Genomic DNA, 18,059 nt, shown 5'->3' on the forward strand with positions numbered 1-18,059 from the left:
GGTAAGATTGCTGCGGTCCCAGAAGGATCGCCTAATAAGCGGTCATCGGCCTGGGTTTTCCACAGGCCCCCGTAGCTCAGGGGATAGAGCACCGGTCTCCGGAACCGGGTGCGCAGGTTCGAATCCTGCCGGGGGCGCCACACAGACCTGCGCAGCGAGTCGCTGCGCGGGTCTTTTTTCGTCTCGTGCGCCTCGAGTCCGGGTGCGTTGGTTCTGGGACGCACCTTTGCTCGCACCTTTTGCTCGTTCACTGAACTCGGTCACGCACCTTCCCACGGCGTCTGCTGTTTCACCGATGAGGGTGATCGAGCACTGGAGGGCGCGAGAGCGGTGATCGTAGACGTCTTTCATCGGCGATTCATCGGGAAGGCGCTCAGGGATGGCGCGGAAGGACCAAGGGGGTCAGGCCGATCCGGCGGAGGCGAACGCCTTCCGGTAGGCCGTGGGCGACGTCCCTTCGACCCTCTGGAAATGCCTCCTCAGGTTGGCCGCCGTCCCCAGACCGCAACGCCTCGCCACCGCCTCGACCGGAAGCGCCGTCGACTCCAGCAGCTCCTTCGCCATCGCCAGCCTCTGGCGCAGCAGCCACTTCATCGGAGTCTGCCCGGTGGCCTCCTCCAAGCGCCGGAAGAACGTCCGCGGGCTGACCTTCGCGTGGCGGGCCAGGTCCGTGATGTCGATGCGGCGCTCCAGCCTCGTCCTCGCCCACTCGAGCGTGCCGCCGATGCCTTCGTCGGGGCGCCGTTCCACCCCGACGGAACGCTGTGCGTGGGAACCGTCCCGCAAGGGAGGCAGGACCAGCCGACGCGCCAACTCGTTCGCGACGGAGACGCCGAAGTCGGTGGCGACCAGGTGGACGCTCAAGTCCAGGGCCGCCGACATGCCCGCGCTGGTGACGATGTCGCCGTCGTCGATGAAGAGCCTGCCGGAGTCGATGTCCACCTCGGGATGGAGGCGTCGGAGCTCGGCCTCGTGCTCCCAGTGGACGGCGACCCGCCGGCCCTTCAACAGGCCGGCCTGTGCCAGGGCGAAAGTCCCGTCGCACAGCCCGACCATGCGGGCGCCGGACTGGTACGCGTTCCGCAGCGCCTGGATGACATTGTCCGCCAAAGGCTTCTCCGGCGTCAGGCAGCCTCCGGTCACGGAGGGCACGAAGACGGTCCCCGCCTCTTCCAGGGGGCTCCAGCTCATGCCCGGTTCGCAGACGACCAGCTCGTACCACTGGTCGGACAGATCGGGCTGCGGCGTACCGAAAACGGACGCGACGACGCCCAGTTCGTACTGCGCCCAAGGATGGAGGGGCCCCTCCGAAACGGCGACGGCTACCCTGCGATGGTCCATGCCCTCAGGTTACTAGGCAGAATCCTTGCGCTCCTTGGCAGCGAGAGCTGTCGCGGCATCGACCGGCAAGCGGCACCATGGATCCCGAACAGATCGAAGCTTTTCGCAAGGGAGAACAACCATGACCACCGTCAGCGTCATCGGACTCGGCCGCCTGGGCTCCGCCATCGCCGAGCGACTGATCGAGAAGGGGCACACCACGACGGTGTGGAACCGGTCGACGGCCAAGGCCGAGCCGCTGGCCGCCGCCGGAGCGACCGTAGCCGGAGACGTCGCCGAGGCCCTCGAGGCCTCCTCCACCGCCTTCCTGGTCCTGTCCGACCTGCCCGCCGCCGACGAACTCCTCGCCTCCGCCTCGGTGGACCTCGGCGGCAAGACGATCGTCAACGTCGCCACGTCCCGCCCCGACCAGTCACGAGCCCTGGGAGAGCGCCTGTCGGAGCGGGGCGCCGCCTTCGTCGACGCCGCCGTCTTCGGCGTTCCGCAGACGGTCGGAACCGACGAGAACCTCCTGGTGTACAGCGGAGAGGCGTCCGAAGGCGTGCGCGGCGCGCTGGACGACCTGGGCGACGCCCGCCATCTCGGCGAGGACGTCGGCCTGGCCGCCGCCCACGACATGGCGGTGCTGGCCGCCATGTACGGACTCCTCGGCGGCCTGTTCCAGGCGGCCGCCATGATGCGGGCCGAGGGCGTGGAGTTCGGCGGATTCTCCGAGCAGTTCATGACGCCCTGGCTGCGTTCCATCATGGACCTGGCTCCCGCGCTCGCCTCCGAGATCGACTCCGGGGAGTATTCCGTGACGTTCTCGGACCTGTCGACCAATCGGTCCGGTTTGGAGGACGTCATCGCCACCGCGGAGGTGCAGAAGGTCGACCCCTCCCTGCTCGCCCCGTTGCGGCGCGTCTTCGCCGACCAGGTCGCCGACGGGCACGGGGACAAGAGCTTCACCCGCGCCGTCGAAGGTCTGGTCCGGCCCGTCCCTTCCACATCGGGACCGGCCGCGACGTAGCTGAACTCCTGGCCGAGGACGACGACCCCTCCGCGGTCGCGTCCTCGCGGCACGCGGCTCCGGCATTGCGGGTGAAGGCGCTCTCCTACTGCGGCCGGTCCTTCCGGTCGGACTTGGTCGCGGTGAGCGATCCGGCGTGGGCCTTCTCCTCGGGGTGGGAACGGGTCCTCACGAGGCTCGCGACGGTCACGATGACCAGGATGCCGATGACAACGCCGAGGCTCAGCGGAGTGGGGATCTCGGGTATCGACTCATTGAGGTCCACATGGGCCCAGTGCATGATCAGCTTCAGGCCGATGAACGCCAGGATCAGCGCCAGGCCCGCCGAGAGGTACACGAGCCGGTCGAGGAGGCCCTTCACGAGGAAGAACAGGGCTCGCAGGCCCAGAAGGGCGAAAGCGTTCGCGGTGAACACGATGTAGGTCTCGTCGGTGACGCCGAAGACGGCGGGGATCGAGTCGAGCGCGAAAAGGAGGTCGACCGAGCCGATCGCGATCAACACGATGAACAGCGGCGTGACGACCCGGCGGCCGTCCTCGTGAGCGAACAGCTTCCCGCCGACGTAGTCCGAGCCGACCGGCAGGACGCGCTTCGCGCCGCGCACCATCGGGTTCGACTCGATGTCGGGGTCCTCGTCGCGGTGGCGGAACAGCTGGACCGCGGTGTAGATCAGCAGGAGCCCGAACAGGAGGAACATGAAGGAGAAAAGGCTGATGAGGGTTGCGCCGAGCACGATGAAAATCACGCGCATGACGAGCGCGATCACGATGCCGAAGGTGAGCACCTTGTGCTGGTGTTCCTCGGGGACGGCGAACGTCGCCATGATGATGACGAACACGAACAGGTTGTCGACCGAGAGGCTCTTCTCGATGATGTAGCCGGCGAAGTACTCGGTGCCGGCGGCGCTGCCGTACTGCGACCCGAACCAGAGGCCGAACGCGACGGCTATCGCGATGTAGAACACCGACCAGGCGGCGGCCTCCCGGAAACCCACCTTGTGGGGGCGCCAGGCCGCCAGGACCAGGTCGATCAGGAGGAGGACGACAGTCAGGCCGACCGTCACCGCCCATGTCAACGGACTGATATCGAGCACGTTACCTCCATTGGGATCGCCGAAGCTGTGGCTGTGGGCCGACTCCGCCCCAGTCGCCCTGCATACTAACAGGTTTGAATGCAGTGCCTTCCGGCTGAGGTGGGGACGGCAGGGCCCGATTCGGTCGAGTGGCTCCTGTCCGGCGAAGCGGCCGCGGCGTCGCCGCACGGTTCCACCGGTCGCGGGACGGAGGAAGCCGCGTCACCTTGCAGGTCCGGGAGCCTCTCCGGCGTAGGGGAGAGACGCCTCCGTCGTTGAGGCGATTGCCCGGCAAGTCGACTGCGGTGAGCCTCACCCTCAGTTGGACCGTGACCTCGGTCCGGCTGACACAGCGCCTGAAGAGGTACGTCCATATGAAGCCGCAGCGGTGGGTCTGGTTCGCGAAGTCGCCGAAGGTCTCCACGGCGGGTTGCTAGTCCGCGAGCGCCACGTAGATCGGGCTGCCCACCACGACCGCGTTCCCGTCGTGGGCGCCCGGCTCGTAGGCCAGTAGTTTGGCGAGGACCTCGATGTTCTGGAGCGGTCCGCGGATGCGGCGGTTGGCCTGGTGGACGTCGTCGGCTAGTCCGGGTTCCTCGGCCGTTTCCCCGGTCTCCGACACGGCGGCCAGGACCCGCAGGATGCCCGGCATATGCGAGCCCATGGGGATCTCCTCGGAGGCCGGCATCGACGGCGTCACCAGGTGGGAGGCCGAGCCTCCCAGGCCGATCTCCGTGGTCTCGGTCGCGCCGCCGAAGTACACCGAGTCGGGCGATTGGACGAGCATCCGCGCGGGAAGGATCCCGGCGAAGTACGCTCCCGGGGCGTCGGGCGTGCCGATGTCCATGTGGTCCTGGAGGTGTCGGACGACCCTCTCCAGGCGGGCGACGCGGTCGGGGACGGCCTTGGCCACCTTGCGGGTCGCTCCGACGAGGCTGACGCCGGCCCGGACCTCGGTCTCCCGGGAGTGCGCGAACCCCGGGTCGATCTGGGGCAGCATCATGTCCACCTTCGTATCGCCTATGTACACGTAGTACCTGATCGACATGTGCCCTCTCCGATCTCCTCGGTCGCCCTGCGCGGCTTTTGACTCAGGTTACCGGGCTCGTGCGCGGCTGCCTCCGTACAGGATCCATGAACTGACGATCCCCGATGCAGTGGGGAAGGGGCCTCCCGTGGGCATGCGCCGAACCAGGAGGCCTTTTGCGCGGGCCGTCAATACGCGGTCCCTGCCGACGAGCGAGGTGGAGCCTTCACCGCCCCCTCTTCTGCGGCGCTAGACGATTGCGCCTGCGGCCGTGTTGATTCCGAGGTGCGCGACGGACGTTCGCCTGATCTGATCTGCGCCCCTGAACTCGAAACATGCAGCGAACATGCCGCGCGCAGGATGGCGGCTCCTACGATGTCAATCGTCAATTCGATATCCCTCGAATGGAAGGAATCCCATGGTCAAGTTCAACATCAAGCGCACGGCCACCGCATTGGCCGTCGCGGCCGCCGGTGTCTCTGCTGCGGCCGCGTTCGCCGGGCCGGCCACTGCCGCTCCCGCGGCGCAGTCGCCCCACTCCTCCGAAATCGGCGTGCTGGCCTACTCTTCCGGCCCGTACGACACGTTCAGGGAGTGCTACCGCAACCAGATCGAGGCCGAGAACGCGGGAGCCACGATCACGATGGGATGCTCCAACCTCGGAGGCTCCTACTACTTCGCCTACGTCTACTAAGGACTGACACGGGGCCCGGCCGCGACCGGGCCCCGTCCGAAGTCACAGAGCCGCATGGCAGGCACGCACAGTTCACAGCCTGGACATTGTCGATCCGGGGCGGGTCCACGCGGACTGTAGGGTGACTCCATGCCACCCTCTCCAACCCCTTCGGACACCACACGTCTGAGCCTTTCCCTGTTGAGCCCGTGGAACCTGTCCATCGGCGGCGAGCCGATCCGGGTGTCGAGCGGACAGTCGCGAACCCTGTTGGCGCTCCTCGCGTTGAACGCTCCGCGTCCGGTGACGTCGGCTGCGATCATCGACGCCCTCTGGGAAGGAGATCCTCCCCGGCTGGCCCAGCGCCTCACGCAGAATCTCGTCAGCCGACTGAAAGTGCGACTTCGCCGAGTCGGATTCGACGGACTCGAAAGCTGCGACGGAGGCTACCGTCTGCGGAACGCCACAACGGACGTCGAGCGGTTCGAAACCCTGATCACCGTCGCCGTCAACGCTCACCGCGGCGGTGAGCACCGGCGTGCGGCCACGGCGTGCAAGGAGGCGTTGGCCCTTTGCTCCGGAAGCCCGTTTCCTCAGATGGAGAGCGATGTCTTCCGCCTCGAAGCGACCCGTTTGGCAAATATGGCGGCCGAGGCCCGCGCGCTCCTCGCCGTCGCACTGGCCGAGGCGGGGGACTCCGCCGAGGCGCTGCGCGAAGCGGAGACGATCCTGGCCGCCGATCCGATGAACCAGGACGCCGTGAAGGCCGCGATGACGGCCCTCCGGGCACAGGGGAACACGCATCGGGCCGTCCAGGCGTACGCGGATTTCCAGGCCCGTCTGGCGGAGGAGACCGGTCTGGACCCGAGCGGCGAACTGAAGGACCTGCACACCTCCCTGCTGCGAGACGAGGCGCCGAAACCGAGACCACAGGCGTCCGTCACTAAGGGAAACGTACCGAGGCAACTTCCCCCGCCGCCGGTCCACTTCACCGGCCGCCGCCGCCAGGCGGCACATCTGACCGACCTCCTCACCGATCCGCGCGCGACCGGCGTGGTCTGCGCCGTCAACGGCATCGGCGGGGTCGGCAAATCGGCCCTTGCCGTCCATGTCGCGCACAAGGTTGCCGACTGGTTTCCCGACGGCGTTCTGTACGCGGACCTCCATGGGGCCACGCCCGGCACCGAGCCGCTTTCGCCGGAGGAAGTCCTCCGGCGTTTTCTTCGCAGCTACGACAGCGACATCCCGCTCAACGCGTCGGTGGACGAGGTCGCCGCCCGTTTCCGCGCCCTCACCTCGGAACGGCGGATCCTGGTCGTCCTGGACGATGCCAGAGACGACACTCAGGTCGTCCCTCTGCTCCCAGGGCGCTCCAGCGCTGTTCTGATAACATCGCGCCGGCCGATGGCCACGATCGACGCGGCCTCCAACATGCACCTCGACCTCCTGGGCGGGAACGACTCCGTCGCTCTTCTGGTTTCCTCCACCGAAAGCGACCGTGAGGACGACAGGGGCTCTCTCGCCTCGATCGCCCGGGAATGCGGAGGACTTCCGCTGGCGCTGTGCGTCATGGCCGCCAGACTACGTCTGGACCCCGGTCGGTCGGCCAGGAATTTCGCCTCCGAACTGGGGAATAGCGACACGGCCGAGTACTTCGACGACGGCCGCCGACGATTGAGCTCGATTCTGGACACTTCACTCGCCGACGTCTCCCAGAGGCACCGCGACGGTGACGAAACAGTACGCCTGTTCCGTCTGGCCGCCCTCCATCCGGGCAATGACGCGAGCATCGACGCGCTCGCGGCAATGTCCGAGCGATCGGAGACCGAGACCGAGAGTCGGCTTTCAGTCCTCGCCGGGTATCGACTCGTCGAGCGGTCGGGTCTGGGAAGGTGGCGGATGCATGATGTGATCCGGCGCTTCGCCCTCACTTCGTCCGAGATTCTGCCCGCCGAAGGACGCCGCGCCGCGGTCGACCGGATGGCGCGTTTCTACATCGGGACGTCCAACAACGCGGCCAAGGCACATGACGCGAGCCAGGGGTCGGCCTCGATCATAGGCCCCGACTACTCTGACCAGGCGGTCGCTTTCTCCAGTGCCGAAGAGGCCTACGAGTGGCTCGAACGCGAGCTGGAGGCGATAGAGTCCGTTCTGCGATTCCTCGCCGACCGGGGAGGGCGTCCTTCGGACGCCGCCCTGCTGTGCACACAGACCTACCCCACCTATTCCTTCCTCGCCACCAGGCCACTCCAGTTGAAGACCATCGTCGACATCGGGTTGAACTCCGTCCGACGATCTCCGCAGCCATGGGACTATTTCGTGTACAGCTCCGCGGCCAACTGGCGCGCGAACACGGGGTCTCCGACCGAGGCGTTGAAACTGCTCTCCACGGCGTCCGAACGCGCGGAGGCGGCGGGCAACGAGAACTTCGTCATCACCGCGTCCTTGACCCGGTACGCGATCAGCATGACCGAGGACGATCGTTCCCAGGCTTTGAGCGACGCCGAGACCGTCCGCCGGGTCGGGAGCGAGCTCAACCGCCCCACGGTGGAGGCCTGGGGCTGGATCATGCTGTCGAGACTCGGCGCCCGCAATCGCGATACGGAGAACGCTCTGGCCCGCAGTGAGAAGGCCATGGAGTTCCTCACTCGAGTGGACTCCCTGACGAAAGTGAACGTGTTGTCCAATCGCGGGTTCCGCCTTCTGGACGCCGGACGCCCCGCCGAAGCCCACGGCCGGTTCGACGAGTGCGTGCGGGAACTGGACAGAGCCAGCGCGCAGTCGTCGGAGCTCTACGCCGAAGCACTCTGGGGTCTGGCCGAGGCGGCCCACGCGGAGGGGGATTTCGACTCCTCGGACGACCTGCGGGCCGAGGCGCTGGATCTGGCCCGGACGGTCGGGATCGTAGATGACGAACGGCACTCGAAGCTCGCGTCGAACCCGGTGCCGTATCCGCGTCCTCCGGAGTTCGGGGTGGAATGAGACGACGGTGAACCGCGGGCGTATTCCCACAGCGGCTATTGATCCGGGCTTCGCCGTGAGCCGTCGGGGGCCGTCCACCGGGCAGAGAGGGGCGCGGCCCACTGCGCCGGCCCGGATTCCGGTGACGACTCTCGGTGCGGCACAACGTTGTCCGAGTTATGGATCGAGGAAGCGCGGGCCGGATCCGGCGCGAACGCCGACTCTTATAATGCGATGGTGCGCGTGCAACTGATCGAATCCTTCTCCGCAACGGTCAACGGCCGCGCGCTCGCGCTGCCCGGCACCCAGGCCCCGAGGATCCTCGCGCTCCTGGCCATGGAGTCCGGCCGAACGGTCCCCCACGAGCGCATCCGGTCCATGCTGTGGCCGGACCGGGCCCCCGCCACCGCCGACCGGCAGGTCTCCAACCAGCTGTCGGTCCTGAGAGGCGCTCTCCGGTCGGCGGGGTTCGAGGGCCTGACCACCCGCAACCGGGTGTGCGTCCTCGAAGGGGCCGCCACCGACATCGACCTCCTGGACGCCGACGTGTCGACCGCGCGCGCCCTGGCCCGAGAGAGGCGTTTCGACCAGGCGCTTCCACTGCTGCGCCGCTGCGCCGAGTCGATTCCCGACGAGCCGTTGGGCGGCCTCGCCGGGGAGGCGTTCCACGCCGAGTCGATCCGACTGCTGAGCCTGAGGAACACCCTGCGCCTGGAGATCGCCGACTGCCTGCGGCACGCTGGCGGACACCGCGAGGGAGCCGCCGTGGCCGCTTCGCTGTTCGCCGCGGACCGACTGTCCGGGAAGGTGGCCCGCATCCTCATGGACTGCCTCCTCGGAGCCGGGGAGCGGGCCAAGGCCCTGGCGGTGTTCGAGGAGCACCGCACCGCCCTCTCCGAACTACTCGGCATCGACCCGGACGCGGAGACCGCCGACCTCCATCTCCGTCTGCTGCGCGAGGAGTCCGGCCGCGACGGCCCGCGAGCCGAGCCGACCGGCCCGGTGCCGCGAGAGCTCCCCGCCTCTCCCCACGTCTTCGTGGGCCGGGAGGCCGAGATCGACGAGCTCTCCCACGCCATGGGCGAAGTGCGGGGCACACCGGGTGTCGTCTGCCTGAACGGGCCCGGAGGGATGGGGAAGTCGTCGGCGGCGATCCAGCTGGCGCACCGGGAAGCCGGCGGGTACCCCGACGGGCAGGTATACCTCGACCTCCAGGGCCACACGCCCGGATCGGCCCCGACGGCCCCCGAGGACGCGCTCCGGTCGCTGCTGCGCTCCTTCGGCGCACCGGTCGCGGAGTCGGCCGACCGACGGGAACTCGTCTCCCTCTGGCGCACCGCCTCCAGTGCCAAGCGGGCGCTGCTCGTGTTCGACAACGTCAGGGACTCCGCCCAGGTGAGGGACCTGCTGCCCGGTTCCGGGGAGTGCGGAGTCATCGTCACCTCCCGGAGGATGCTGGCCCTGCCGCAGGCGTGCGCCGCGATACGCCTCGAACCGCTCGGCCCCGAGGAGTCCGCGCGCCTGGTCGGCGAGTACCTCGGCGGGGAACGGTGGGACGAGCACCGGGAATCGGTGGAACGGATCGTCCTCGCCTGCGCCGGAATGCCTCTCGCGCTGGGCATCGCCGCGGCCGAGTGCCGTCAGGCGGGCGCCGGCCGAACGGCGGACTTCGCCTCGCGCCTGGAGGCGGAGACCTCCCGCTTGAAGGCGCTGGAGGTCGACGACTTCGCCGTGCGCGCGAGTATCGCCATGAGCGTCGCCGAGCTGGAGGGCACCTTCGGTGTCGACTCGGACATCGTCGGACTCTTCCGGTTGCTGGGGCAGTTCCCGGGAACCGTCCTCAGCGTCAACGCCGTGGCGTCGGGACTGGCGGTGGAGCCGGGGGAGGCCCGGACCCTCCTGGACCGGCTCGTCGCCTATGAACTGGCGAGCCACGACGGCGACAGGTACAAGGTCCAGGGCCTGATCCGCGCCTACTCCGCCGAACGGGCGCCCCGGGACTGGTTCGACGAGGGCCGGCCCGTGTTCGTCGAGCGGCTGGCGGGCTACTACGCGGCGACCATGGACCGCGCCGTCAGGACGAGGAACCCGAAGCTGAATCCGAGGAGCCCGACGACGGGGCCGGGGGAGTTGCCCGCGGGGGCCGTCCCCGAGTCCTTCGCCGACATGTCGTCGGCGGCGTCCTGGTACGGGCGGGAGGAGGAGAACTTCACCGCCCTGCTGGCCATGTCGGCGCCGTATCCCCGGACGGCACCCCTGTGGGCCGTCATGGCATTGCGCGCGGGCCAGCTGCACCCGGACTACGGCACGTCCCCTCGTGCGGTGGACCGGATGATCGACCGGGCGGCTTCGGACCCCCGCCTGCTCGACCGGAGGCAGCTCTATGCGGTCCGCACGGCGAGGTACATGCGCCTGCTGCGGGTCGGCGACGGCGGCGGGGCCGCCGCCGAGGTGGACAGGTACATGACCGAGGCCGACCTCGACGGGGTGGAGCGGGCGTACTGCCTGTCCCAGAAGGCCAACGGCCTCTATTTCGCCGGCCGTTCCACCGAGGCGGCGTCGGTCGCGGAAGAGGCCGCGAGCCTGGCGGTGGCGGTGTCGAGCCCGGAGGCGGAGCACTACGCGTTCATGTTCGGCTCGCGCGCGCTGGAGGCCGCGGGCGACCACGCCGGGGCCTGCCGCAGTGCCGACCGGTGCGTGGACGCGGCCGACCGTGTCGGGCAGGCGCCCTTCACGACTGACGCGCGCCGCAGCCGGGTCTTCCGGTACGTCCGCGCGGGAAGGGTCGAGGAGGCCGCGGAACTCCTGGCCGGACTCGGGACAGGGCGGGAAGGGGCTCCGATTCCCGGCCGGAGGGAACGGGCGGAGCACCTCTGGGCCGAGGGCGAAGTGCTGCGGGCCTTGGGCCGGGCCGACGAGGCGGCGGCGCGGTTCGCCGAAGCGGTCACTCTGCTTCGACGGGGCGGGGTCCTGTCCGACGCCGAGTACCGCGGTCTGGTCCGCGAGTCGGCGCCGGAGGCCCCGTTCCCGTTCTCCAAGACCCTCTGACGGAACCGGTCCGGCAGAGGCGTTCGTCAGAGGTCGAGCCGGGCGAGGGGGTCGAAGTCGTTCATGCGGTCGAGGTGCCTATCGCGGGCCTCCTCGACCGTCCGGACGATCACGGGCCCGAGGTCCTTGCGCATCTTGAGCCCCGCCGGGGTCACCTCCAGCCCTTGGATCTCGCCGCGTCCGACGACCGTCACGGTGACGGCCCCCTCCGGGTCGGTGGCCGTGGTCGTCAGTCCGTTGACTCCGGCCTGCAGTTCCTTGAGCGATGCCAACCGCTCCTTCAGGGACTTCTGCACGTTCTCAAGGTTCTTCAGGACTTCTTCGGGGTCGCCCTTGAAGGGATTGGCGTACTCTGCCATGGTGCTCGCTTTCCGGTGTGGCCGTGTCTTTCACTGCTGGGTCTGCCGGTCGGTCGCCGCGCGCATCTCCTCGTCCGCCCGGCGTCCGGCCTCCCCGATCAGGGCGAGGATCGATTCGCTGAGGTCCTCGCAGCCCATGCGGAAGGCGCGGTCGGAGAACGCGACCTCCCGGAGCCGTCCGCCCGGCCCGGAGCGGACGGTGATCGCGTGGTCGTCGGACGAGGCCTCCGCTTCGACGGTGTCGGCGAGGCGCTCCATGCCCTCCAGGTCGATGTCGGGGAAGTCGGTCATGTCGGGTCTCCTTTCCTGCGTCCGGTGCTCACCGGCTGTTCGATCCGTCGCCCGTCGAGGCGTTCGTCAAGAGGTTCACCAGGTCCGCGCTGTCGGCGAAGGCGTCGCCCAGCTGCTTCGTCAGCATCTTCCCGGTGATGAAGACCTCGGCGACGCGCAGCAGGATCGTCATGATCTGGACCTGGTACTGGACCGCCATGATGCAGACGTCGATGATGATGGGGATCGCCGCGAAATAGCCCTTCGTGACGACGTCCTTGATCGCGTCGAAGCCGTTGAGGGTGAAGTCCATGATGAGCTTCCAGACGAAGTTGATGACCCGGTCGGAGAGGTCCGCGTAGGCCTCCACGATGACGGCGAGGCTCGTGGCCACGGCGCGGGTCACGGCGCTGAGGTCCAGGAGGTCCTGGGTGCGGGTCATGGCCCCGGTTCCCGTGTACCCCTCCCAGGCCGGCTGGATCGTTCCGGTGGCCGCGTCGCCGATGGACTGCTCCACCTGCTCGATATTGGCGGCCGCCGAGCGCCACATCTCCCCGGCCGTCTTGAGCCGTCCGGGATTGCCCGTCACGTACCCGACGGAGTCCATGAACGGCTGGCAGGTCTTGGCGATGTCGAAGCCCAGGTTCGCCACCTTCTTCAGGAACATCGAGAGGTAGCCGATTCCGTCGGCCCCGGCCACTATCATGTTCTGCACGTCGCCGACGAGCCCGGCCGCACTGTTGACCATGTCCAGGGCGTCGACCATGACCTGGGTGACGTTCTCGACCGTCACCTCGCCTTCGAACAGGCGCGACCACGTCTCTCGCGTCTCGCCCACCTTCAGGCCGATCTTCACGACCGGGCCGACGGCGGGGATCTGGCCGGCCGCAGCCATGCCGTAGTCGCCCGCCGATCCGGTGAAGCCCATGAACGTCGAGTCGTTGTCGAACTGTTGGGGAGCCTGGTCCGGGTCGAACTGCTCCTGGTCGGGGTCGAAGGTGTAGGGCTCTTCTTCGTCGCTCATTCGAGCAGCTCCCCGATGATCTCGGACATGGCGTTGGCGCTCTCCTCGTCGGTGGCCTCGACGGTGGCGCAGGCGCTGTCGATGAGGTCGCCGAGGCCGGCCCCGGCGTCCCCCAGGTTCCTCATGATCTCCCTGACCTTCTCGGAGGACTCGTAGTACGCGCCGAGGAGCGGTTCTCCGATGACTCCGAAGAACGACGTGTCCCCGTCCGTGTCCTCTGTGTAGTCGGCTATGAGGCCGTAGTTCTCGCTCACTTCCCGGTACCGGGAGGCCCCCTCTCTCACCTGCTCTATGTCGATGCTGAAACCGTCGGACATCCGATCTCCCTCAGACTTCTGCGCTCTTGCGTTTCTCGGGACGTCCGGCCATGGTGGCGCGGCGTTTCACGCGTTTTTCACGGAGTCCTCGACGGCGGAGCGGAGCCCGGCGGAGTGCCTTGCGGGGCGGATCGTTCTCCCGCACGCGAAAAGCGCGGGCGCCGGTGGCTCCGGCGCCCGCGTGTGCGGGGCGGGTCAGCTGTTCTGAGCCGTCTCGTAGAGGTTCTCGGCGTCGTCGCCGAAGTAGGGGCCGAACATGGTGCCGGGGAGGAAGACGTAGCCGAAGCTGTTCACCGACGCCTGCAGTCCGGTGCCGGTGGACTCGTCGAACGAGGAGAACCAGGGCCCGCCGCTGGAGCCGCCGGTCATGTCGCAGGACAGGCCATGGTCGTCGGAGAAGAGGAAGTCCTTGAAGGACGTTCCGCTGCAGTAGATGAACGTCTCGCCGTCGTAGGGGTCGGCGGCGGGGTAGCCGAAGGCGTACATGTCGATGTCGTAGGAGCCGTTGAAGGACAGTCCCTGCCCGCCGGTCACGTCGGTGAGCTTCCGGCCGTCGAGTTCGGCCACGACGGCGGCGCCGACGTCGTAGTTGATGTCCTCGCTCGCCTCCCACTGCGGGGTGGTGAGCGTCTGGGTGGCGGGCCAGATGCCGAAGGGCGCCTGGCCGTCGTGGTAGCCGGGCACGAAGGTCCAGTCGGTGTGCCAGCTGCCCTCGTACTTGACGCAGTGCCCGGCGGTGATGACCGTGCTCTTGTTGGCGCTGGTGACCGCGTTGCCGGAACAGGAGGCGTCGCGGCCGTCGAAGGAGAAGAAGACGCGGCCGGCGGTGGTGTTCACGTCGCCGTCGCCGGTCCAGGGGGCTCCGGTCTCGGGGAACGCGGTCGGTTCGACGGTGCTCGGCGATCCGGAGGGCACCCGGGTCAGGTCGGCGGCGTCGGTTTCGACCAGGTCGAGCGGCTGGGCCTCGCGCATGCGCTCGGGCGTCCAGTACTCGGCGACCGCGCGCTGTTCGGAGGCCGTGTCGGCGGCGGCCTGGGCCACGGGGCCCGGGGCGGCGTCGGTTGTCGGTGCGGCAGAGGCGGGGGCGGCCGCGCCGGTGATGAGCAGGGCTGTTCCTGCGGCCGCGGTGAGGAGGTGTCGGATGGTTTTCATACGGAAGGTCCTCGCTTCCCTATCGCCGGGACAGAAGCCCTGTAGTTCAGGACATTCTGATATTTCGATACAGAATAGGGCAAAAGCGGGGCCTTGGCCAGGGCGCGGCACCGGACCTGTCGTTAGGTAGAGCGGTTGTGGCACAGGACGTTTCATGGTAGGAGTGCCGGCGGGAGAGGCTGTGCCCGGTCTCCTCCCGCCGCGGGCCGTGCCGGGCTAGGCGGGCGACACCACCGCGCCCGTTCGGGCCGCCTCGTCGGCGGCGGAGAGGACGGCCACGACGTCCCGGCCGAACGCGGCGTCGCAGCCGTGGCGGTTCTCCCCGGTCGTGATCTGGTGCAGCAGTTCGTCCAGCGCCGAGTGGTAGGCGGGAACCGGCGTCCTGCCCCAGTCGGGCAGCCGCTCGGAGCCGCTCTCCCCGGCGATGACGACCTCCATCTCCGAGGCCTCGCGCGGAGTCTTGAGGCTGAGCGCCATGGTCGAGGCCCCGCCGTCGCGGTGGTGCAGGAGGACGGTCGTCGTCGAGTGCGACGAGCCCACGGCGGAGACCGCGTCGACGGGCCCGAGGGCCGGGAGCAGGAGCGACAGGGCGTGCGGGCCGACGTCCCACAGCCCGCCCTCGTCATGACGCCATTGGGAAGGGGCGTAGGGGCTTCCCTCGGCGAGCGCGTCATTGCGCATGACGGCCCTGCCGTAGTCCCACGTGCCGTCGGCGCCACGCCGGGCGAAGTCGGCGGTGGGCGGGTCGAAGCGCCACTTGAAGAACACGACCGAGGCCCGGTCGCGTTCCGCCGTCTCCGTGGCGAGCGCGGCGGCGTCCTCGACGGTGAGCGCAGTCGGCTTGTCGAGGAAGAGGTGCTTGCCGGCCCGGGCCGCCTCGATGGCGTATCCGGCCTGGACGTTCGGGGGGACGGCGAAGGCGACGGCGTCGACGGAGTCGAGCATCGCGCGGAAGGACGGGTAGGCCTGGACGCCGTACTCTTCGGCCAGGGCGGCAGTCTTGGCGGAGTCCCGGCCCCAGACGCCGGTGAAGTCCACTCCGTCGTGGGCGGAGAGGGCGGCGGCGTGGGCGGTGCGCGCCCAGTGCCCGGTGCCGACGAGGCCGATGCGGACGGGTGTTGTGGTCATGGTTCTCCTTCGGGTGGCACGGCTGTGGCTGCCGCGTTGGATTCTAGACGGGGGCGGGCGGCCGAGTGGAACCGGCGCGGCGCCAGTTAAGTGATAAAGGGAAAACCCTTGATATTAACGCAAGGGAGGGACGCGCCGTGTCCGCGGGCGGGCAGGACGTCATTGGCGCTGGTGAGAGCGGTCGGTGAAGGGGTGCGGTGGGGCGGTGTCCCGTTTGACCGATCGCCGTCCGCTGCATAGAATCTCGTCTTGTGGGATCGCGTGACGCGCGATGAAGGGGCTTCCGTCGGCTGGAAGATCTGCTCGCCCCGGCGGCCTCGGCCGTCGGGGAAGCACCGCCGGCGCGGCCCGGCCGGAACGCCCCTTGTCGCTTGAACGACGTGGCGGCCTTGGGAAAACCGGTGGCCCGCAGTCTGGTCACTGGGTATGGTGCGGTGGTGATCGATATCAATGACATTGTCTTCATCCCCTGGGACGAGAGTAAGAGACTAGAGATCATAGGCGGGCTGGGCCCCGTCCGGACGTGGACCGAGGCGCAGGGGCGCCAGACCTTCGGCGAGGACCGCGACGGTGTGAAGCCGAAGCGGTGCCGGGTCATGCGCGGAGCGGACGGCGACCTGGTCGGCGTCGCCGCCTATGGCACCAACGACCACCACCCCGCGTATCTCTACGCGTATGTGGAGGTGGCCGAGAAGTACCGGCGTCGCGGGGTCGGCAAGAGGGCCTTCGCGGAGGTCTGCCGGCTGGCCGGGCACGACGGCCGGGACTTCGACACCAAGTACCTGCTCGACACCCCGGCCCACCGCTTCGCCGAGGCGATGGGGTTCTTCCGGATTCAGCTGGTGCGCGAGCCGATCGTGGACGTGGGCGCGCTGCCGGACCGGGACTACGGCGTCACGGAGTACGAGCCGGCGAAGGAGGAGGTGCCGGACGACGCGGTCGAGGCCTGGGGCCGGTTCTACGAGGCGACCCACACTTGGAGCCCTCCGCGCGAGCGCGACCTCGCGATTTGGCGGGAGGACTTCTTCTCCGTCCGCGCGGGCCGCTTCTTCGAGGTGCGAGTGGCGGGGAAGGTGGTCGGCGTCGGCTTTCTCAATGACTCGTTCAGCGACGACCCCCAGGAGGACCCGCATCCGATCTTCGCGGGCTGTTCGGTCGATCCCGCCGATCCGGAGGGCCCGGCGATCGTCACGGCCATGCTGAAGGCCGCCGCCGTGTACTCGGAGGACGGCCGGCTGCGCATCGAAATGGACGAGAGCAATCGGGCCACGGTGGAGGCCGTCGAGCCGGCCGTGGTCTACGAGGCCCCGGCGGCGGACATCGCCGCCAACGCCCGCTTGGCGTGACGGACCGCGGCGGCCGTGCGGGGCGGACGGTCTGGCCCGGCGGACCGCGGCGGCCGCGCGGGACCGGCTCGGGCCGTGCGGGTTAGACTGTGCCGACGTTCGTTCCCGAGGAGGCCCGATGTCCGAGACCGTTTTCGCCACCGCCGACCTGTACGACGAGCACGGGGAGGACCTCGGTTCGTGCGACACGCAGTTCCGCCAGTTCGGCGGGAGGCGGTCGTTCAGCGGAACCGCCGTCACCGTGCGCTGTTTCCAGGACAACGCGCTGCTGAAGTCCGTGCTCGGGGAGCCGGGCGCGGGCAGGGTCCTGGTCGTCGACGGCGGCGGTTCGGTCCACACGGCGCTCATGGGCGACATGATCGCCGCCATGGCGCAGTCCAACGGCTGGGAGGGCGTCGTCATCAACGGCGCGGTGCGCGACGTGGGCGTCCTGGCCACGATCGACCTGGGCGTCAAGGCGCTCGGGTCCAACCCGCGCAAGAGCTCCAAGACCGGCGCCGGCGAGCGCGACGTCCGGGTCGAGTTCGGCGGATGCGTCTTCGACCCGGGCGCCGCGGTCTACTGCGACGAGGACGGCGTGGTCGTGCTCAAGAGCTGAAGGGCAGGGCGGCGTGCGGCTCGACGCCGTCTCCGTCGACGGAGTACAGAGTCGGGCCCTCGGAGTCGGTGCGGCGGGTGCGGACCTCCGTGAGCTTTCCGTCGGTGAACACTGCGAGCGCGCCGTCGTCCAGGGCCAGGCCCGGCGGGATCTCTCCGGCGCGGATGGCCTCGGAGTAGAGTTTCTGCCGTTCGGGCTCGGTGTTGTAGTGGGGGCAGAAGCTGCCCTCCAGGAGGCCGAGCCCGTCGGGGAGGGAGCGGAAGTCGCCGAAGGAGTCGGTGGAGGAGGCCTCGAACCAGCAGTTGGATCCGGCGCTGATGCCGCAGAGGACGATCCCCGCCTCGTAGGCTTCGCGCATGATCGCGTCGATGCCGTGGACGCGCCAGACGGCGAGGAGGTTGGCGGTGTTGCCGCCGCCGACGTAGATGACGTCCTGGGAGAGGAGGTGCTCCCTGGGGTCGGTGGAGTCCCTGGCGAAGAGCTTCAGGTGCGAGGGTTCGCAGTCGTGCTTCGCCATGGCCGCGTCGAACCGCTCGTAGTAGAGGGCCGCGTCGCCGCTGGCGGTGGCCAGGAAGCAGACTTTCGGCCGGTCTTTTCCGGTGCGGGCGAGGGCGAAGTCGTCGAGGAGGGTGTCCTCGTCGATGCCGAAGCCTCCGCCGAGGGTGATGACGGTCGGCTCGGGCGCGGGCGGTGCCATGGGGTCGGTCCTTACGGTCGCGGTGGTAGTGCGTCCT

16 protein-coding genes and 1 tRNA gene are annotated in these 18,059 nt (G+C 68.8%); 7 read left to right on the plus strand and 10 right to left on the minus strand.

Annotated elements, in window-relative coordinates; all coding sequences use genetic code 11:
• Nucleotides 1-65: 65 nt before the first annotated feature.
• A tRNA-Arg gene (locus ACFTE1_RS00115) sits at nucleotides 66-140 on the plus strand.
• 262 nt (nucleotides 141-402) lie between these two features.
• Here the strand turns inward: ACFTE1_RS00115 and ACFTE1_RS00120 are convergent.
• Complete coding sequence (locus ACFTE1_RS00120) at nucleotides 403-1,341, minus strand: GlxA family transcriptional regulator (protein WP_380618812.1); 939 nt, start codon at nucleotides 1,339-1,341, stop codon at nucleotides 403-405.
• 34 nt (nucleotides 1,342-1,375) lie between these two features.
• Between ACFTE1_RS00120 and ACFTE1_RS00125 the strand changes: the two genes are divergently transcribed.
• On the plus strand, nucleotides 1,376-2,350 hold the full coding sequence (locus ACFTE1_RS00125) for an NAD(P)-dependent oxidoreductase (protein ID WP_380762529.1): 975 nt from the start codon (nucleotides 1,376-1,378) through the stop codon (nucleotides 2,348-2,350).
• An 85-nt stretch (nucleotides 2,351-2,435) separates the two neighbouring features.
• Here the strand turns inward: ACFTE1_RS00125 and ACFTE1_RS00130 are convergent, their stop codons facing one another.
• Both ACFTE1_RS00130 and ACFTE1_RS00135 read right to left on the minus strand, forming a co-directional pair.
• On the minus strand, nucleotides 2,436-3,443 hold the full coding sequence (locus ACFTE1_RS00130; protein ID WP_380618809.1) for a TerC family protein: 1,008 nt from the start codon (nucleotides 3,441-3,443) through the stop codon (nucleotides 2,436-2,438).
• Nucleotides 3,444-3,855: 412 nt separating this feature from the next.
• Nucleotides 3,856-4,470: a DUF7019 family protein gene (locus ACFTE1_RS00135; protein WP_380618807.1), complete on the minus strand. Its 615-nt coding sequence runs from the start codon at nucleotides 4,468-4,470 to the stop codon at nucleotides 3,856-3,858.
• A 397-nt stretch (nucleotides 4,471-4,867) separates the two neighbouring features.
• Here ACFTE1_RS00135 and ACFTE1_RS00140 point away from each other — a divergent pair, with 397 nt between their 5' ends.
• From ACFTE1_RS00140 to ACFTE1_RS00150, 3 genes are all read left to right on the plus strand, one after another.
• On the plus strand, nucleotides 4,868-5,143 hold the full coding sequence (locus ACFTE1_RS00140) for a hypothetical protein (RefSeq protein WP_380618805.1): 276 nt from the start codon (nucleotides 4,868-4,870) through the stop codon (nucleotides 5,141-5,143).
• Between the two features lie 129 nt (nucleotides 5,144-5,272).
• Entirely contained in the window at nucleotides 5,273-8,104 is a 2,832-nt protein-coding gene (locus tag ACFTE1_RS00145; RefSeq protein ID WP_380618803.1) for an AfsR/SARP family transcriptional regulator, read from the plus strand.
• 216 nt (nucleotides 8,105-8,320) lie between these two features.
• Entirely contained in the window at nucleotides 8,321-11,131 is a 2,811-nt protein-coding gene (locus ACFTE1_RS00150) for an AfsR/SARP family transcriptional regulator (RefSeq protein ID WP_380618801.1), read from the plus strand.
• A 26-nt stretch (nucleotides 11,132-11,157) separates the two neighbouring features.
• Here the strand turns inward: ACFTE1_RS00150 and ACFTE1_RS00155 are convergent, their stop codons facing one another.
• The 6 genes from ACFTE1_RS00155 to ACFTE1_RS00180 all read right to left on the minus strand — a co-directional run bounded on the left by ACFTE1_RS00155 (nucleotide 11,158) and on the right by ACFTE1_RS00180 (nucleotide 15,381).
• A complete protein-coding gene (locus ACFTE1_RS00155; RefSeq protein WP_380618799.1) occupies nucleotides 11,158-11,490 on the minus strand; it encodes a YbaB/EbfC family nucleoid-associated protein in 333 nt (110 codons plus the stop codon).
• A gap of 30 nt (nucleotides 11,491-11,520) precedes the next feature.
• Complete coding sequence (locus ACFTE1_RS00160; RefSeq protein WP_380618797.1) at nucleotides 11,521-11,781, minus strand: YbaB/EbfC family nucleoid-associated protein; 261 nt, start codon at nucleotides 11,779-11,781, stop codon at nucleotides 11,521-11,523.
• A gap of 28 nt (nucleotides 11,782-11,809) precedes the next feature.
• Nucleotides 11,810-12,784: a hypothetical protein gene (locus ACFTE1_RS00165; RefSeq protein WP_380618795.1), complete on the minus strand. Its 975-nt coding sequence runs from the start codon at nucleotides 12,782-12,784 to the stop codon at nucleotides 11,810-11,812.
• Nucleotides 12,781-13,101 carry a type VII secretion target gene (locus ACFTE1_RS00170; protein ID WP_380618793.1) on the minus strand — a complete coding sequence of 107 codons (321 nt, stop codon included), beginning with the start codon at nucleotides 13,099-13,101 and terminating at the stop codon, nucleotides 12,781-12,783. Before ACFTE1_RS00170 ends, ACFTE1_RS00165 begins: the two co-directional genes overlap by 4 nt.
• A gap of 195 nt (nucleotides 13,102-13,296) precedes the next feature.
• Nucleotides 13,297-14,253, minus strand: a complete 957-nt coding sequence (locus ACFTE1_RS00175; protein ID WP_380618791.1) for a trypsin-like serine peptidase — start codon at nucleotides 14,251-14,253, stop codon at nucleotides 13,297-13,299.
• Between the two features lie 216 nt (nucleotides 14,254-14,469).
• A complete protein-coding gene (locus tag ACFTE1_RS00180) occupies nucleotides 14,470-15,381 on the minus strand; it encodes a Gfo/Idh/MocA family protein (protein WP_380618789.1) in 912 nt (303 codons plus the stop codon).
• Nucleotides 15,382-15,818: 437 nt separating this feature from the next.
• Between ACFTE1_RS00180 and ACFTE1_RS00185 the strand changes: the two genes are divergently transcribed.
• Entirely contained in the window at nucleotides 15,819-16,727 is a 909-nt protein-coding gene (locus ACFTE1_RS00185; protein WP_380618787.1) for a GNAT family N-acetyltransferase, read from the plus strand.
• Nucleotides 16,728-16,845: 118 nt separating this feature from the next.
• Complete coding sequence (gene rraA, locus ACFTE1_RS00190; RefSeq protein ID WP_380618785.1) at nucleotides 16,846-17,325, plus strand: ribonuclease E activity regulator RraA; 480 nt, start codon at nucleotides 16,846-16,848, stop codon at nucleotides 17,323-17,325.
• Here the strand turns inward: rraA and ACFTE1_RS00195 are convergent.
• A complete protein-coding gene (locus tag ACFTE1_RS00195; protein ID WP_380618783.1) occupies nucleotides 17,315-18,022 on the minus strand; it encodes a Type 1 glutamine amidotransferase-like domain-containing protein in 708 nt (235 codons plus the stop codon). The genes rraA and ACFTE1_RS00195 overlap by 11 nt on opposite strands.
• Nucleotides 18,023-18,059: the final 37 nt, after the last annotated feature.

The sequence above is a fragment of the Salininema proteolyticum genome, from assembly GCF_042685645.1.
GTDB lineage: Bacteria > Actinomycetota > Actinomycetes > Mycobacteriales > Micromonosporaceae > Salininema > Salininema proteolyticum.

Excerpts from the sequence above, each read along its gene's own strand:
- ACFTE1_RS00120 (WP_380618812.1), bottom strand. The coding sequence starts at position 1,341 with ATGGACCATCGCAGGGTAGCCGTCGCCGTTTCGGAGGGGCCCCTCCAT.
- ACFTE1_RS00135 (WP_380618807.1), bottom strand. The coding sequence starts at position 4,470 with ATGTCGATCAGGTACTACGTGTACATAGGCGATACGAAGGTGGACATG.
- ACFTE1_RS00140 (WP_380618805.1), top strand. The coding sequence starts at position 4,868 with ATGGTCAAGTTCAACATCAAGCGCACGGCCACCGCATTGGCCGTCGCG.
- ACFTE1_RS00145 (WP_380618803.1), top strand. The coding sequence starts at position 5,273 with ATGCCACCCTCTCCAACCCCTTCGGACACCACACGTCTGAGCCTTTCC.
- ACFTE1_RS00155 (WP_380618799.1), bottom strand. The coding sequence starts at position 11,490 with ATGGCAGAGTACGCCAATCCCTTCAAGGGCGACCCCGAAGAAGTCCTG.
- ACFTE1_RS00160 (WP_380618797.1), bottom strand. The coding sequence starts at position 11,781 with ATGACCGACTTCCCCGACATCGACCTGGAGGGCATGGAGCGCCTCGCC.
- ACFTE1_RS00165 (WP_380618795.1), bottom strand. The coding sequence starts at position 12,784 with ATGAGCGACGAAGAAGAGCCCTACACCTTCGACCCCGACCAGGAGCAG.
- ACFTE1_RS00170 (WP_380618793.1), bottom strand. The coding sequence starts at position 13,101 with ATGTCCGACGGTTTCAGCATCGACATAGAGCAGGTGAGAGAGGGGGCC.
- ACFTE1_RS00175 (WP_380618791.1), bottom strand. The coding sequence starts at position 14,253 with ATGAAAACCATCCGACACCTCCTCACCGCGGCCGCAGGAACAGCCCTG.
- ACFTE1_RS00180 (WP_380618789.1), bottom strand. The coding sequence starts at position 15,381 with ATGACCACAACACCCGTCCGCATCGGCCTCGTCGGCACCGGGCACTGG.
- rraA (WP_380618785.1), top strand. The coding sequence starts at position 16,846 with ATGTCCGAGACCGTTTTCGCCACCGCCGACCTGTACGACGAGCACGGG.
- ACFTE1_RS00195 (WP_380618783.1), bottom strand. The coding sequence starts at position 18,022 with ATGGCACCGCCCGCGCCCGAGCCGACCGTCATCACCCTCGGCGGAGGC.